11 protein-coding genes are annotated in these 16,448 nt (G+C 46.7%); 7 read left to right on the top strand and 4 right to left on the bottom strand.

What is annotated here, in order from left to right; genetic code table 11:
* Positions 1–242: 242 nt before the first annotated feature.
* The gene (locus L4D19_RS27660; RefSeq protein ID WP_075768054.1) at positions 243–647 is read left to right on the top strand and encodes an MbcA/ParS/Xre antitoxin family protein; all 405 of its coding nucleotides are present in this window, start codon (positions 243–245) and stop codon (positions 645–647) included.
* Positions 648–1,328, top strand: coding sequence for an RES family NAD+ phosphorylase (locus L4D19_RS27665; protein WP_428455074.1), 681 nt, complete (start codon positions 648–650; stop codon positions 1,326–1,328). It abuts the gene before it with no gap.
* Between the two features lie 115 nt (positions 1,329–1,443).
* On the opposite strand, the gene pulA is transcribed toward L4D19_RS27665, so the two are convergent.
* On the bottom strand, positions 1,444–5,898 hold the full coding sequence (gene pulA, locus L4D19_RS27670; protein WP_428455075.1) for a pullulanase-type alpha-1,6-glucosidase: 4,455 nt from the start codon (positions 5,896–5,898) through the stop codon (positions 1,444–1,446).
* A gap of 684 nt (positions 5,899–6,582) precedes the next feature.
* Here pulA and L4D19_RS27675 point away from each other — a divergent pair.
* The 5 genes from L4D19_RS27675 to L4D19_RS27695 all read left to right on the top strand — a co-directional run bounded on the left by L4D19_RS27675 (position 6,583) and on the right by L4D19_RS27695 (position 14,338).
* Positions 6,583–8,310, top strand: a complete 1,728-nt coding sequence (locus L4D19_RS27675) for a sensor histidine kinase (protein WP_428455076.1) — start codon at positions 6,583–6,585, stop codon at positions 8,308–8,310.
* On the top strand, positions 8,279–9,685 hold the full coding sequence (locus L4D19_RS27680; RefSeq protein ID WP_428455077.1) for a sigma-54-dependent transcriptional regulator: 1,407 nt from the start codon (positions 8,279–8,281) through the stop codon (positions 9,683–9,685). The genes L4D19_RS27675 and L4D19_RS27680 overlap by 32 nt, the downstream gene beginning before the upstream one ends.
* Positions 9,682–10,968: an ABC transporter substrate-binding protein gene (locus L4D19_RS27685; RefSeq protein ID WP_428455078.1), complete on the top strand. Its 1,287-nt coding sequence runs from the start codon at positions 9,682–9,684 to the stop codon at positions 10,966–10,968. The genes L4D19_RS27680 and L4D19_RS27685 overlap by 4 nt, the downstream gene beginning before the upstream one ends.
* Before the next feature lie 295 nt (positions 10,969–11,263).
* Positions 11,264–12,640: a solute carrier family 23 protein gene (locus L4D19_RS27690; protein WP_428455079.1), complete on the top strand. Its 1,377-nt coding sequence runs from the start codon at positions 11,264–11,266 to the stop codon at positions 12,638–12,640.
* A gap of 72 nt (positions 12,641–12,712) precedes the next feature.
* Positions 12,713–14,338 carry an acyl-CoA synthetase gene (locus L4D19_RS27695; RefSeq protein WP_428455080.1) on the top strand — a complete coding sequence of 542 codons (1,626 nt, stop codon included), beginning with the start codon at positions 12,713–12,715 and terminating at the stop codon, positions 14,336–14,338.
* Here the strand turns inward: L4D19_RS27695 and L4D19_RS27700 are convergent.
* The 3 genes from L4D19_RS27700 to glgP form a co-directional block, all read right to left on the bottom strand.
* Positions 14,280–14,552, bottom strand: a complete 273-nt coding sequence (locus tag L4D19_RS27700) for a diguanylate cyclase domain-containing protein (protein WP_428455084.1) — start codon at positions 14,550–14,552, stop codon at positions 14,280–14,282. The genes L4D19_RS27695 and L4D19_RS27700 overlap by 59 nt on opposite strands.
* A 61-nt stretch (positions 14,553–14,613) precedes the next feature.
* Complete coding sequence (locus tag L4D19_RS27705) at positions 14,614–15,012, bottom strand: hypothetical protein (RefSeq protein ID WP_428455081.1); 399 nt, start codon at positions 15,010–15,012, stop codon at positions 14,614–14,616.
* Positions 15,013–15,110: 98 nt separating this feature from the next.
* Positions 15,111–16,448, bottom strand: a 1,338-nt coding sequence (glgP, locus tag L4D19_RS27710; protein WP_428455082.1) for a glycogen/starch/alpha-glucan family phosphorylase, incomplete at its 5' end; no start/stop codon positions are given.

Consider the following 16,448-nt stretch of genomic DNA (forward strand, 5'->3'; position numbering starts at 1 on the left):
TGTAAGAGTTACTTCCTAAAAAAACTGCGCAATAGCGTCATATTCATAATTAAGGGTAAACCAAGGAAAGCTATTCGACATGAGTAATTACTCTATTGTGGAAATGATCACATCTTTATAACTAACGGCCGCTTGAGAGCCTCGGGCTAGTTGCATTTAAAACAAGTGTCGCTTTCTCTGTTTGTGTACATTTCAACTATAATTGTATATAAATAAACAAACAACTATAGTGAGAGGTGCTTATGAACGCATCCCATGCGGTACAAGGGCAGTCAATGCCAGAGGCGGGTAACATGGTGCTACCGGTTATTTTTAATATTCTTGATAAGTGGGCTTGCACCCAGGCACAGCAGATGGCCATTCTTGGCCTGGCGAGTCGCTCTACGTTGAATAAGTATCGTAGTCATCCAGAATCGGCTAAGGTGTCGAAGGATCTGCTGGAGCGGATGAGTTATATACTCAATATTCACAAATGTCTTCGAATCATGTTTACCGCTGAAGAGAGTGTGTACCAATGGGTGCAGAAGCCCAACTCCCACCCGTTTTTTGCTGGTCGCTCGGCAATGGATATCATGGTTCAGGGCAAAGTGGTTGACTTATATCAGGTAGCATCTCGTCTGAATGCCTGGCGAGGTGGGAAGTCTTAGATGAGCCATCCAGTGAAATCCTTCAGTGATCAGCATTGCTTTCGCCTGATCCCATCGAAATATCCGCCTATCAATTTGTATGAAGATGTGGCTGAGCCCGAACAGCTTGAGGCGATATTTGCTGTCGAGGCCATAACCAATCCTCGCCTTTCGGAAGAGGTCGGTAATTTTTCGCAGATCCCGCTTGAAGAACGCTTAGTGGGGATCCCGCATTGCAGTTTTGTGATGGCTGCGTTTACCCATGTCAGCCCGGATGGAGCGCGATTTAACACCGCCGACTACGGGGCTTACTATGCGGCACCAGATGTGAATACCGCCATAAAGGAAACCGTACATCATATGGAGCGGGTGATGGGGTATACCCAGGAACCTGCACAGGATATTCAGATGCGTTGTATTGATGCCTGGTTTAATGCAGCATTGGTTGATCTTACAGAGCAGCAATATCTCGACCAAAACATTTACCATCCGACAAATTACTCCCACTCGCAAATGCTGGCTAATGAAATCAAGGAGCAGAAAGGCGACGGGATCGTTTATCAGTCAGTTCGCCATCAGGGGCATGATTGCTATGCACTCTTCAAACCGAATTTGGTTTCCAAGGTATGCCAGACCAAACACTATACCTATAAGTGGAACGGCAGCTCGGTGAATTCGGTGCTGGAAATTAATTTAGTTTAAGTGATAAAAGCAAACTAATGTTGGTATCACTACTTGATGATTAAAGATAAAAATGATGAAAAAAGCGCCAGTTAAAATTAACTGGCGCTTTAAGCAGTGATTTAATAATCAGCAGTTATTTCTTTTGAATATCAACCTCTTTGGTCAGAATATTAAAGCTTACCTGGTAGCTGCCAGCTTCAGCCGGAGTAAACTCGATATTGTCTGAGCCAGAGAAGGCCAGACTTCCTTCAGCGGCAACGACATCACTAGCAGTATGCTCAAACTTTTCCCAGCTTCCACCGGTAAACTTGAAACCATACTCTGTACCCGCATTCAAGCTTGGTGTAGGGAAGCTGAATTGTTCAGCGTTAACTTTAGTCATCTTATTACGAGTATCTTCATGCTCCCATCCCCCTGAAATAGTTCCTGGGATGTACCAAGAAACACCTGTGTAGTCGTCTTGAAGTGCAGCATCAAGAACAACAGGTTGTTCAGGGTTGGTTGCATCCAAAGATAGTTTGTACATACCTAATTTGGTAACCGTACAGTTTTCGCCGTTACAGCCATACCAAGATACATCATCACCTTTAACCGTAGTCATCTTGTATTCTGCAGTAGTGCTCAAACCGACAGTGGCGCTATAAAGACCTTTGCCTGCATAAGCGGCTTCAGTGTCCGTTTTATTCCAGCCATTGAAACTACCTGCGACATAGACTTTCTTAGCCGCTTCAAACGGAGGAATGTCTGCTTTCTGCGATACTGGCAGACCTAATCCACGTTCGTTACCACGAGGCTGAACAAAGACAGCACTTGACCATGCAGGAACTGTGAACTTGCCATTAGCAAAACTCGCATTGCCGGCAATAGAGTTCGCCTGGTTATGGGTTGAACTTAGCTCGAAACCTGCAAGGGCAATAGCTTCGTTGTTACTATTAAGGAAGCTACCTGTCGTTTGCTCGTTGGGTGTTGCGTTAATCACGACAACAATAGAATCAAGAGCACTGTCGAGATCTGTGGTTTGCGATGAACCATTATCAATGGACATCACAATCATACCCGGTGTTTGACCTTTACCCGTATTACGGAAGTCAACGCGCTTCATGATTTCATCAGCACCAGGTAGCGTCATCAAAGGTGATGCTTTGCGCAGGCGTAGTAGCTCTTTGTAGAACTCAAACATCTGCTCAAGGTTTGTTGCTGATGGTTGTGCATCTGCTGTCAGCACACTTTCGATAACAGCGTAGTTGGCTGCATCCTTATCTTTTGCAGGAAGCCCCTTGTTCCAGTTGTTGTCATTCAGGGTAAAGTCAACACGGTTATACCAATCACCATAGTCATATGAGTCTCGCTGCATTGATTTAGAGCGCAGCAGCTCACCGCCCATGTGGTTAAATGGCATTGCCTGACCCAGCAGTACTGTTGACATGCCAATAGCCTGCATACGGACACGATCTTCTAGCGAGACATCGTGAGAGACCTTGTACATGTTGATGTCCCAAAGTGTCTGGTTATCATGCTTGGAAACATAGTTCTGCACTTCCCATGGCTGTTCGGCATAGCCTGCTGCCTGACCGTTGTAGTCCAGGGTTGAACCTTTCAGCGCGTTGCCTTCAAAGTCAATGAACTCAAAATCTTTAAGGTTACCCGCCATGCCCAGTCGGGTCAGATCTGTCTGATGTAGCGCACGTGCCAGCTCATCAGAAACACCATCTTCATTTGCATCAGCCTTAGTATTTACTAGCTCATTATGCTTAACATAGGCACCTGTCGCAAAGCCAGGCGTTTTACGGATACCTTCACCGCCATCGAATGGGCTACCGCCGCGGACAGCATCACGTAGTCGGTCAGAAAACGAGCCGATACCCGTACCGCCTAAGTTCTTCTGGGTAGCTTGTACGAAGCGTTTGTCATCTTGAACTTCACCAAAGTTCCAGCCTTCACCGTAGAAGTACACCTCGTCGTTGATCTTACGTGCTGCTTCAAGTGTTCCTTGCATTTGAGTAAGAGGGTGGTGGCCCATCAGATCCCACCGGAAGGCATCGATCTTATAGGCTTTAACCCAAGTTTGAACCGAGTCGTCGATGAGCTTGGCAAACATGGCATGCTCTGGTGCCGTGTTATCACAACACGTTGACGTTTCAACGCTACCTGTATCAGGAACCAAACGCTGGTAGTACAGAGGAACCACTTTATCGAGTACCGATTTATCGTTCAGGCCGGATGCATTGGTGTGGTTGTAGACGACATCCACCACCACATTCATGCCGATGTCTTGCTTGACAGATTGGACCATCTTACGGAATTCTAGAATACGGGCGGTACCTTCAGCATTGGTGGCGTAAGAACCTTCAGGAACAGTGTAGTGGAATGGGTCATAGCCCCAGTTGAAGCTATCAACACTGCGTACATATTCATTGAGAGCTTCTACCTTTGCATTATCCTTATTGTCTTCTGCCGCAAGCTCAGCAAAGGCGTCTGCAATAGTGCCGCCACCTGTACAATAGCTTGAGAAGTCAGATTTTTTGACTGCTGGATTTACCTCACATAGCTTGCTGAATGACTCGTCGATATCGGCAACTTTGTTAGGATCTTCGTTGATGGTTGCTATATCGAATACCGGCATCAAATGCAGGTGGGTCATACCCGCTTCACTGAGTTGCTTGAGATGATCAACAGGCACAGTACCTTGCTCGGTAAAGGCCAAGTATTTGCCTTGATTTTGTGTGCTGGCATCAAGGGCAGAGAAGTCACGGACGTGTGACTCATAGATCACCATGTCAGAAAGAGCGCTGCCTTTCTGTGAGTGCGGAGCTTCCAGGCTATCCCAACCGCTAGGTTTGAGTTCATCTGAGTCGAGGTCAATTGCCTGGCTATAAATTGAGTTGGTTGAAAGGCTGACAGAATAGGGATCAGTAACCTCATAACCATAACCTTGCTGCTTGCGAGGCTGGAAGACTGTCATTGCATAGCGATAGAACTTTCCATCAACTGCATCACTTTCAAGAGCGACACTCCAGCTTCCTGACTTGCTATCCTCAACCATGGCAATGCGTTGAGCTTCTGATTTATCGCTGTTATAGACAACCAGTTTAACATCAGAGGCTGTTGGCGCCCATAGGCGGAAAGTGACTTGGCCATCATTATAGATTGGACCATATTGAAGTTCGGTGGCTTCTTGGGCAAACAATGCGTCTAACGCACCAGCATATTGAACCCCGGTGGATGCGCGGAGCTCGCCATCACTGTTCGAAGCGATAGCGACCATACTGCCTTTTAGCAAAGTCTGAAGGGAAATATTTTTAGGCAGTGATGGAATTGAGAACGCAGGGTAGCCATTTAGGTGAGGGTATTTAGCAAGCTGATCTGGATTTAAAGTGGTAGATTGCAATACGATAGATGAACCGGTTACCACTTTTTTGGTTTCGTTACCTTCTGTTTTTTCTTGAACTTTGTATTTTCCATCATGGCTGAACATGATTTGAACCATGTCAGCATTTGCACCACCTTTCCATGCCAGGGTGTTTTCATCTACCATGACTGCGCCTAGTGTATCGACAGAGAAATTAGATGATGGCCCGTCTAGTTTAAAGGCTTCTTCTCGAGTATCGTACTCTTTTGAGCTACCAGGAATAAATGTCAGGGTGCGGTTATCACCCATTTTAGCGATATCGATTTTAATATCTTCGCTAATAATTTTACTTTTATCAGCTTTGCGGAAAATGACCTTGAAGCATCCTGATTTAGTATCAGGCACCGGGAGATACCAAACAGGGCCGAATTTGTCACTGGCAGCAGGTTGCACCGATGTATCACCCCAATCGCTATTTGTCGCCGAATCAGATAACCCTGAGCAACCGCTATCAGCGTTCTTGTCTGTTCCCCAAAGGTGCAGGTTCATAGTTTCATATGGAGCGTAGTCACCCATTGCGTCGTAAAGCTGTAGCGCAACCATACCTTCCGGTGGTGCTGGAAGCTCCCCTGGCTTGACGACTTCTGGCATTACTACATCAGTTCCTGCCTGAGGCAGCCCTTTTGCTGTAAGCAGTCCATCTTGGCGCGAACCTTCAACTTTCTTTACGGCATCATTTTCTGCTACGTAAAACGCTTTACCGAGATCAGCTTGGGATACTGAGAATGTACTTTTAGTAGATTGGCTTTCATCTTTTATTTCTAGCGCGCTGCAAGAATCGAGAACATCTTTATTAACCACCCAAATAGGACCAAATTCATCTGAGCCAGTTGCTGGTATTGAATCAATACTGTTGCAGTTTAGCGTCCAGTTGGAGTATTTAGGTGTACTTGACTTCAGCACAGCTATTGAGGTCGAACTGGCCATATAGCTAACAACAAATTGTTCTGCAGACGGCGATGGTGCTTCATCTGGTAGCTTAATTGTCACTGGGAGCTCAACAGGTGTTGGCTGGGAGACACTTGGTTCAATTGGGGTAACCGGATTAACTGGGTTTAACGGTGTCGTTGATGCAGCTGAATCATCGTCATTACAGCCTACAATAAGCGCTGCAGAGCATAGCGGTATGATTATTTTCGCAAGTGCCGAGTATTTAAATTTCTTAGTCGTTATAGTCACAATCCTAGTCCACTAGTCGTTAATAAATAAGTGATGGGTTTAGAAGTAATCAGTTGTTATTAAGATGATAAGTAAACTGTTGATAATGAAATCACCGTACTAATAGGGAGTAGGGGGATGAGGAACAGGGAGGAGAAAATAGCAAACTTGAAATGGCTCACACAAATTAGGACTAGTGTCGTTATTTAATAACAAAATACCTGTACAGAGAGATTCTGCCATCACTTTTTGTAGGTGAACTGACAGTTAGAAATGTAACTAATGAATATTTTACGAATTTTTCACAATGTTAGGTAAAAGCGCTATTTTGTGACCTCTCTTCGTTTTTCCTTACATTCAAGTGATTTACGTTGTCTGTGGTTGCTTTTTTATAAAACCCAAGTAATTTTCAGTGAACAAGCTGAGAGGAGAGAAGTTATATAAAGCTCAGCACTTTCAGGCTTTGTTGTTAACTAGCTTAAATAGACAAGAGGGCTGTTAGTTATATTACTTAGTAGATGATCTTGATGTGTTGGATAGGCTAGCAAGGCCAATATTAATTATCCTCGCTTTGAGTGAAGAGATACACGGTAAATCAATGAATCGAACTTAGACCAATCGCTAATAACAACCCACTTTACAACTTGTTATTCTTAGAAAGTAAAGGGAGAGCCTAACCAGCCATCTTTGTTTGAGGTCAGTAGTATGATGCGCCAGCAAGCTAAAATAGGATTTTGGAAAAATAGCTTGGTAAGGCGTTATTTGGCCTTTTCTCTATTAGTTGCCATTCTTCCTTTAACGATCACGGCTGTGTTATATGATTCCCTGACAGCGAACCTGCTTAAAGATATGGATGCGCAGCAGGATACATTGCAACTGCAGCAGACTCAAAGCAGCATGGAATACATGATGCGCCAGCATCGTAATGCACTGCGGGCAATCAGCGAGCTGCCCGGCATCAATCAACTGTTGCAACCTGAGCCTGCGCTTACCCTGCCTCGTCAGGTATTAAACCTCATCTATTTTGATATTGACCGCCCTGAAATTTATGGCGCCATACTGTTTGACCGCCATTGGCAGTTGAAGCGGGCTTTCCCTGGCCAGAGTGCCAGTGGTTATCCTTATTGGGGCGAAGGTGATCTTAACATAGCGACTCTTCCCCGGTTCCCTTACGGGGAGGCTTTGTTGCTAGGGCCGCAAAAACCGCTTACGGCACAATCTGGTTGGTACCTTATGGCTTTTCCCCTTAGTGCCAATTTACATGGTGAAGTGTCTCCCGGGTTTATTGCTTTTCAGATTCGGCTAGCCAGTTTGACGCAGCATTTACCACCGATTTTGTCCGAAGGGGGAGCTCAGTCATGCCTTTGGGTTGAGGCATTGGGATGTTTTGATTCATTGGGGCGTTGGCGAGACAGTTTACCTGAGGAGGTCATATCGTTATCGCTTTGGGAAGGTTGGACGCTGGCGATGATCCCGCGTGTATTACCTTCTTTGGGAACCAACCAGCAGCGTTTTTTGCTTGCTCTGATGGCGATACTTTCGGTGGTTGGCGTCTGTGTTTTCTTTTATTTGGTCGTGTTACGGATCAGGGGACGGGTTGTACCGTTGATCCATGCTGCCGATGCAATCTCACAGGGGCAATGGGACACACGCATCACCCCGAAGGGCAATGACGAGATCACTTTGCTGGCGACCGCTTTTAACCAGATGACCTCCCGCTTGAATGCACTGCTTATTGCGCAAAGCGATATGGAACGCAAAGCCGTTTGGGGTGAGTTTGCTACCGGGATAGCACACGAAATTCGCAATCCACTGGCAACAATCAAGGTGTGTGTTCAAGCACTACCGGAGCAGGATGATGATAACCGGGAGCTGCGCGACATGATGGTGACGGAAATTGACCGGATCAATCATTTGATCAGTAACTTACTGGATTATGCTTTACCGCCGCAGCCTAATGGTGAGCCGGTGTTACTGTCGGGGTTATTGCATCGTCTTCATGTACTGGTTTCCCCACTTGCTAAAGATAAAGGGGTGTCGCTAAACACTGACGAATGTTGCCCTTATGCAGTGATGGCTGATGCTGGACAGCTTCAGCAGATCTTAATGAACTTGCTCATTAATGCGGTTGAGGCCACTTCATCGGGAGGTGAAGTGAAGATGTCGTTTACTGTGGGTTCAAAAGGCCTTTGTGTCATGGTGAAAGATACCGGCGAAGGTATGACAGAAAAGCAATTAGCGATGGTGACAGAGCCATTTTATACCACCAAGACAACAGGGACAGGCTTGGGGCTGGCGGTGTCCTTGTGCCTGGCGAAGCAAAATCATGCTGAGCTCGGTTTTGATAGCAAGCCCGGACATGGAACAACAGTTACTATGAGGTTTGAAAAGGACTTTATTTGTGAGCCAGAAACCAACACTGCTAATTATTGATGATGAAGTGAACTTAACGCGTTCATTGAAAATTGCGCTGAAAAGTCAGGACTATGAAATCGCGATTGCCCATGATGCGGCTGATGGGTTAGCTGTCGCTCATGCCTTGCGTCCGTTTATGATATTGCTTGATTTAAGGCTGCCAGATAGTGACGATCTTAAGCCGCTGAGTCGGTTGTGCACATTGTTGGCTGACAGCAAAATAGTGATGATGTCTGCGCATGGCGATATCAGCACCGCGGTCGAGGCAGTGAAAATGGGGGCTTCAGATTTTGTAACTAAGCCCTTCGATGTTGCCCAGCTTAGGCAGAGTATCTCCCAGTGCTTGGCAGATGTACAAGTAACGAGTCACTGTAGTGGGTTAATCGGACAAAGTCCGGTAATGGAAAAACTGGCGCGGGAGCTGACATTGATTGCCAACAGCCATACCAGGACTATTTTGCTGTTGGGGGAGTCGGGTACCGGTAAAACGGCGGCCGCATCAGAGCTACACAGGCATAGCCAACTTGGCGACAAGCCGTTTATTGAAGTCAATTGTGCGGCTTTGCCAGAAGCCTTACTGGAAGCTGAATTGTTTGGTGCCGAAAAAGGGGCATATACCGGTGCGCACCGTAGCCGGGGCGGGTTGATTGAAGCGGCCGACGGTGGGACGTTATTTCTTGATGAAGTGGGTGAGCTAACGTTGCCGACACAAGCTAAACTACTGTCTTTTCTGGAGAACCAGCGTTATCGTCCGGTTGGCTCCGCTACCGAGAAGCAGGCTGATGTGCGGATCATAGCGGCAACTAACCTCCATCTTCGTAATGCTATGGAAGAGGGAAGGTTCCGTTCTGATCTCTTCTATCGGTTAAATGTAATGCCTGTACATATTCCTTCATTGTCTGAGCGACGGGATGATATTCCCCTGTTGATGACCTATTTCGCAGATCGCTTTCGATTTAGTGGTAAAGCACTGTCCTTTGCAGAGACTGTTACCAAGGCTTTCTGCCAGTACGCGTGGCCGGGCAATATTCGTGAGTTGAGAAACTTCATTGAACGTTTGTCGGTGCTCTATCCCGGGCAGGTGATCACAACTGAGATGCTACCGCCAGACTGGCAGATCGTCAGGGATGAAACGAGCAGCCAGCAAGAGGTAAGTACTGCTGCTTATATCAGTATCCAACCCCAAACCAATGTCACCTCTTGTGGGCAATTAGCCTCTGATGCTGTGGCGGCTAGTAATCCGGTCGTCAGCCATCTTGCCAATGAGGAAAAGAAAATAATCCTTCATGCGCTACGTGAAACCGGTGGTCATAAAGGCAATGCCGCTAAGCTGTTACAGATCTCCCGTCATGCCCTTAAACGCCGCCTGCAAAAGCTGGGGATCCAGTCATGAAATGGGCTCATTGGTTAGTACTGGGTTGGTTATGGAGTACAACGGCAGTTGCGGAAGTGGTACTTGGCAGTGACAAGGACACGGCTGATCTGGATATTGGCTGCTTGTATCCGCTTACCGGGCCATCTGCACTCTGGGGAAGTGATGCGGTTGTGGCGATTAAAATGGCGCTAGATAAGCTCAAAGCTGATTCTCATGCACCAACGATGCGAGTTACCGTGGCCGATACCATGGGGAAGCAATATCGTTCGCGGGAGATTGCCCTGCAGTTCATTGAACGTGAACAGGTGGACGTGCTTTGCGGCGTGGTGAACTCTAATATTGCGCTAGAAACTTCCAAGTTGGCATTTGAAAGTCAGACCTTATTCCTCGGTGCCGGGCATAGTTCTCCTCGCTTGACCGAAGATGCACTTCATCCGTGGTATTTTCATTTGAACAACGATGCCAGTCAATCGAGCGGGGCCGGGGCCAGGTACCTTCAAGACATCAAAGATGAATGGAAGTGGAAAACCCTTTCTTATATCGGCCCTGACTATGAATACGGACATCAGATCTGGCAAAAGATGGTGACAGCGCTCGATACGTTAGAGGTGGATTACCAAGTAAAAGATGAGTTTTACAGTTTGCATGGCGAGAAAGATTATAGCCGCTACATTGATGCCTTATTGGCTGATCCTCCGGATATTGTGGTCAGCGGTCATTGGACTCGTGACTTGGTAAGCTTCATTGAGCAGGCTCAGTTGGCAGGACTGTTCAGTCGGACCCGGTTTGTTAATTTTGATACAGGAGGGGGCTATTATGTTCTGTCTCGACTGGGTGACGCCCTTCCTGAAGGGTTGGTTCTTTCGGCGCGGTCACATGTGAACTGGCCGGCCACCGAGGCTAACCGGGAGTATGTTGGGGAGTTTTACCGCCGGGCCGGGCGTTATCCGACATTCATTGCACAAGATGCTTATGCCGTGATAACTGCGCTCGCTACAGCCTGGAAACAGGCGCCAGAGAAAACCGTTGAAGGAGTCCGGTTATCACTTAGTGGGCTCTCATTTTCGTTACCTGAAGACCCAGAAGGCTTTCAGTCAGTCATTGATCCTCGTACCCATCGCATCCTTCAGGTTCAGGCGATAGGAGAGACCGTTGCAGACGGGCGTTATTCTCCGGCTACAAGGGCATTAGGAAAATGGAAATACTACTCGCCCTATGAGTTACCTAATGTTATTGAAAACGTAGCAGAAGCGGGTGTTGCTGGCAGCAGCGCTCAGACGAGCGCTCTAAATGATGATTAGGAGCGGAAAGCGCTCATGCCGGGCGCTAGGCGCTCATCGTCGCGCGCTCCCAAGGGATTGGTTATCATGCCTTTTACTTGCTGATAACAACTTTTAACAGGCTCGTCTCATCGTTTTAAAATGGTTTTGCCGGTTTAAAACTCTTTTTAATCAGTGTCTTATTATCTTTGTTTGGATGTGCTTTTCAGATCGTATCTAGTAGGGGATATATCTGTTTTTACAATTTGTTCACATTGGCATCATCATTGCTCTTGTTGTGAGGTAAATAATATAAGCCAACACAACAGGAGAGACTATGTCGGTGATTAAACGCTCACATGGAAAAGAACAACCTTACTGGCCAGCAGGGCCCTTTAAAGTACGTCTTCCCTTTATTCATTACCGTTGGGAGCTTGCAGAAACAATCCAAGGCATGATCATGTTCGTCGTAAGTATGGCGATGATCCCGCTTCTGGAGAAGTACCTTGGTCTGCCCTATGACGTTGCGCTTGCCTATGTGGTCGTATGCGGGATTGGATTTATGTTACCCAACCTGTTGGGGGTCCCTATGGTTCCTGGCTGGATCACTCCCGCTATCCCGGTTGTACTGTTATTTCTGGGTAATTTCGAGCCGGGGCCAGAATCAATCCGTGCTCTTATGGGACTGCAACTGATTGTTACCGCTATTTTCTTTATTCTCGGGATTACCCGGTTGGGTAGCAAACTGGTTGAGTTGTTCCCCGACTCAATAAAAGCCGGGATCTTAATTGGTGCTGGGATCGCAGCTATTACCGGCGAGATTAGCGAAGGAGGGCGCCTGGCCAATACGCCCGTGTCATTAATCATCGGTTTTATTGTCACGGCGTACGTTTTGTTTTCGCTGAATTTCCGTGATTATGTCAACAAACATAAATGGGCCAAGATCATTGCCGGTTATGGCATGGTTCCCGGCACACTGGTCGCTATGGCTGTGGGCTGGATTGTCAGTGAATATCCATTGCCAGCGGTTGAGTTTGGTTTTTCTGCCCCGGCCTTTGGTGACATGATCAATTACTTGCCCTTTACGGTAGGGCTACCATCGCTGGAAATGCTTTGGTTGGCAGTGCCAACGGCTCTAATCGCCTACGTGATCGCGTTCGGTGACATTATTGTCGGGAAAAGCCTGCTAGATCGTGTTGATCACCTACGACCTGATGAGCATATCGAGGTCAATGTTGACAGGGTACACCTTGTAACGGCACTCAGAAACCTGATCCACTCCTTTTTTGCCCCGTATCCAGGATTAGCCGGGCCGTTGTTTACCGGAGCGATGGCGACAATTGCTGAGCGCTACCGACATGGCCGCAAGGCAATGGACAGTATTTATAGCGGAGCCGGGATATTTTGGATTGTCGGGTTTATGGCCTTGTTCGCGTTGCCATTGATCACCTTGTTTAAACCTGTATTGCCAATTGCTTTGTCTATTACTTTGCTGATCACCGGATACTTGTGTATTTCGGTGGGTGTTGAGCAGGTACGTAATGCCACCCAGATGGGGGTGGCAGGAACTATGGGTGTGGTGTTGGCGGTTTACGGTGCGGGTTTTGGATTACTGGCCGGTATTGTCTTGTACCTTCTTATTGAGTGGCGTAGCAAGCGTCAAACTGCTAATGACACGGTCGAAGAAGAGCCTATTGAAATAGTAGAAAACTAACCTTTTATTCCTTTTCTATTAGTTTGAGTTCCGGCTCCAGGCTAGGGGGCCGGCTATCAAGGAAGAATACCTATGTCTAAACACAATATTTATGAAATTGGCCTCGATAAAACGCCTGCAAATTATGAAAGCCTCAGCCCGCTTAGTTTCTTAGAGCGTGCTGCCAGTGTGTATCCGGATTATACCGCCATTGTTCATGGCCCTATTGTACGAACATGGAAGGAAACTGAATCACGTTGCCGCCAATTGGCTTCAGTACTTAACAAACAGGGGGTTCGTGAAGGTGATACTGTCTCAGTGGTGGGGCCTAATATTCCTGAGGTGTTTGAAGCACATTTCGGGGTACCAATGTCAGGAGCTGTGCTAAATGCCATCAATACCCGCCTTGATGCCGATGCAATGGCATTTATTTTTCAGCATGCGGAAAGCAAAGTGGTCATTGTTGACCGCGAATTCACCGACGTCGTAAACAAAGCGCTGAAAATGATCGCTCATAAGCCATTAGTGATCGCCATTGATGATCCGCTATACCAACAGGGCTCACTGATTTCCCCACTAACCTATGAAGAATTCATTTGCGGCGGTGATGAGGGCTATTTGTACGGACCTCCCGCTGATGAGTGGCAGGCCATTTCATTAAACTATACATCAGGAACGACGGGTAATCCCAAAGGTGTCGTTTACCATCACCGTGGTGCTCATTTAAACGCGGTAAGTAATATCCTTTCATGGGGAATGGGACAGTTCCCGGTTTACTTGTGGACTCTACCTATGTTCCATTGCAATGGCTGGTGTTTCCCTTGGACCATTGCAGCAACGGTAGGGGTTAGTGTCAGCCTGCGCCATGTTAGAGCCGATGATATTTTTGCAGCTATCCATGAACATAAGGTTACCCATTTTTGTGGCGCGCCGATTGTGCTTAATATGATGAACAATGCAGACGATGGCATGAAACAGGGAATTGACCATCAGGTCTACGCGATGACAGCAGGATCGGCACCGCCAGCCTCGGTGATTGAAGGCATGGAGACAATGGGAATAGAAGTAACACATGTTTATGGCCTGACAGAAACCTATGGCCCTTGCGTAGTGTGTGACTGGCAAAGAAGCTGGGATAACCTCAGTGGCCAGGAAAAAGCTCGTATGAAGGCCCGTCAGGGAGTGCGCTCGCCGATGCAGGGCGAGTTGATGGTCGCCAACCCTGTGACAATGGAGCCGGTAGCCAAAGATGGTACCGACATGGGAGAGATTTTCTTACGGGGTAACATTGTGATGAAAGGTTACCTTAAAAATCCGTCAACCACTGACGAGGCATTGGCTGAAGGGTGGTTCAGAACTGGTGATCTGGCGGTCTGGCACTCGGATAATTACATTGAAATTAAAGACCGCTCGAAAGATATTATTATCTCCGGTGGCGAGAACATTTCCAGTATTGAGGTTGAGGACGTACTGTACCGCCATCCGGGGATTGAGGAAGTGGCCGTAATTGCCATGCCTGATGAAAAGTGGGGAGAAGTACCATGTGCCTTTGTCAAAGCTCGAGAAGAGTTTGTGTTGAGCCAGGAAGAAGTCATTGAATTTTGTCGCTCGCAGATGGCACACTTCAAGGCCCCCAAGAAAATAGTTTTTACCCAGCTTCCTAAAACCTCGACAGGTAAAGTACAAAAATATGTGCTGAGAAATCTGGTGCGAGAGTAAAGCTTAGGTAACCTGCCTCCTGATAGTGTCTTGAAGGAGCAATGGAAAAGGTAATGCCATGATAAGAGGCATTGCCTTGTTCATGCCCATATTGATCGTTAATCTTTTTGAAGTGGTCAAGGTCAATCAGCATAACTAACAGTGTATCAAATCTAATCTTAACAAGCTGTTTGTATAGGGGGGATTTTTCAGAACCGGAATATCGGTTGTTGATAAATTATGCAAGAGGTTTTACTGAGCGATATGGCAAATTTAAATAAAGTCTATCTCAATAATCACAAGGTGATATTAACTTGTGTTTCTTGTTCAAAAATATGGCCAAAGAAAGTATCGAAATTGAAACGAATTTTCTTACCTATATAGTTGGATGTGATTTTGTTGTCTGTAACTCGCGAGCTTACTTCTTCTTTAGCAATCTTAAACTTCAGCAACTGAGCACCATTATATTCATCTAATGAAGTTAACAACCCGTTGCAAATGTTAAGCTCATCGGTGTCGTCGGCAAGAGATATAAATTCGGGGCGAATACCGAATTGTACTTTGTGGTCAATAAAGTTGTTTAGCTTTTCTTGATGTGATTTAGGGATAAATAAAGGTGTGCCATCTTCAAGCTCAATAATGATGTTATGATCAACACGCCGAATTGTTGAAGAAATTAGATTAATACTTTCCATGGTCACCTCTTTGCTCTCTCCGATAGCGGCCTTGCGGCCGCTTCGATGTTAGGTTTTTGCTGATAAAATTCAGACTTTAAATCACCAAAGGGGGTGAATTAACGGTTTACAGGTTCTAGCTTCCAGATGTTGTTGGCGTAGTCTCTAATACTACGGTCTGAGCTAAACTTGCTCATCAATGCAGTATTTAGAATTGCTTTGCGTGCCCAGTTTTCCTGGTTACGGTATTCAACATCGATTTTCTCGTGAGTTTTCACGTAGTCTGCAAAGTCAGCCAGTACCAGGTAAGGGTCACCACCGTCCAGCAAATTGTGGCGAATCGCCGCCAGCTGGCCAGGTTTACCCGGTGTGAACTCATCAGTTTCCAATAGATCCAGGGCTGCGCGTAGTAAGCTATCAGCATGGTAATAACGGTAAGGGTCGTAACCCTCTTCTTTTAGTTTCTGTACTTCATCAACCAGCAAGCCGAAGATGAAGATGTTTTCGTCACCAACTTCTTCGCGCATTTCCACGTTTGCACCATCCATTGTACCGATAGTAAGGGCACCGTTTAGGGCAAACTTCATGTTACCTGTACCCGATGCTTCTTTACCAGCAGTCGAAATCTGCTCAGAAACGTCAGCAGCCGGGAACAGGATCTCTGCAAGACTTACGCGATAATCAGGAATGAATACTACTTTCAGCTTGCCGCCCAGGCGAGAATCGCTGTTCACTTTTTCAGCAACTTTGTTGATAGCAAAGATGATATCTTTTGCCAGCGCATAACCCGGAGCCGCCTTGGAACCGAAGAAGAATACGCGAGGTTGCATGTCGAAAGTCGGATCATTGATCAGACGGTGGTACAGCGACAGAATGTGAAGCAAATTCAGGTGCTGACGCTTGTACTCGTGCAGACGCTTGATCTGAATGTCGAAGATAGCATTGGTATCAATCTCGATATCCATGTTCTCTTTAACCCAGTCAGCCAGACGTTGTTTGTTCTCTTTTTTCACTGCCATGTAGCGTTTCTGGAACGCTTTATCTTCTGCGAACTTTTCAAGACCGGCAATTTTTTCAAGTTTGTTAGGCCAGTCGTTACCCACCTTCTCGCTGATCAGCGCAGATAGGCCAGGGTTACAGTATTTGATCCAGCGACGCGGTGTGACACCGTTCGTGACATTGGTCAAGCGGCCCGGGAACAACTCGTCGAACTCAGGGAACAGGTCGCGTTTAACCAGCTCAGAGTGTAGAGCGGCTACACCGTTTACCGCGTAGGTACCGACAACACACAGGTTAGCCATGCGAACCATACGCTGCGGACCTTCYTCAATGATAGAAAGCTTGCGCTTCACTTCATTGTTGCCTGGCCAKGTYTGCTCAACCAGCTTCATGAAGCGGTGGTTGATTTCRAARATGATTTCCATGTGACGAGGAAGCATTTGGGCAATCAGTGCTTC

The organism is Photobacterium kasasachensis, assembly GCF_050336885.1.
Taxonomy (GTDB): domain Bacteria; phylum Pseudomonadota; class Gammaproteobacteria; order Enterobacterales; family Vibrionaceae; genus Photobacterium; species Photobacterium kasasachensis.

Excerpts from the sequence above, each read along its gene's own strand:
- L4D19_RS27660 (WP_075768054.1), top strand. The coding sequence starts at position 243 with ATGAACGCATCCCATGCGGTACAAGGGCAGTCAATGCCAGAGGCGGGT.
- L4D19_RS27665 (WP_428455074.1), top strand. The coding sequence starts at position 648 with ATGAGCCATCCAGTGAAATCCTTCAGTGATCAGCATTGCTTTCGCCTG.
- L4D19_RS27675 (WP_428455076.1), top strand. The coding sequence starts at position 6,583 with ATGATGCGCCAGCAAGCTAAAATAGGATTTTGGAAAAATAGCTTGGTA.
- L4D19_RS27685 (WP_428455078.1), top strand. The coding sequence starts at position 9,682 with ATGAAATGGGCTCATTGGTTAGTACTGGGTTGGTTATGGAGTACAACG.
- L4D19_RS27690 (WP_428455079.1), top strand. The coding sequence starts at position 11,264 with ATGTCGGTGATTAAACGCTCACATGGAAAAGAACAACCTTACTGGCCA.
- L4D19_RS27695 (WP_428455080.1), top strand. The coding sequence starts at position 12,713 with ATGTCTAAACACAATATTTATGAAATTGGCCTCGATAAAACGCCTGCA.
- L4D19_RS27705 (WP_428455081.1), bottom strand. The coding sequence starts at position 15,012 with ATGGAAAGTATTAATCTAATTTCTTCAACAATTCGGCGTGTTGATCAT.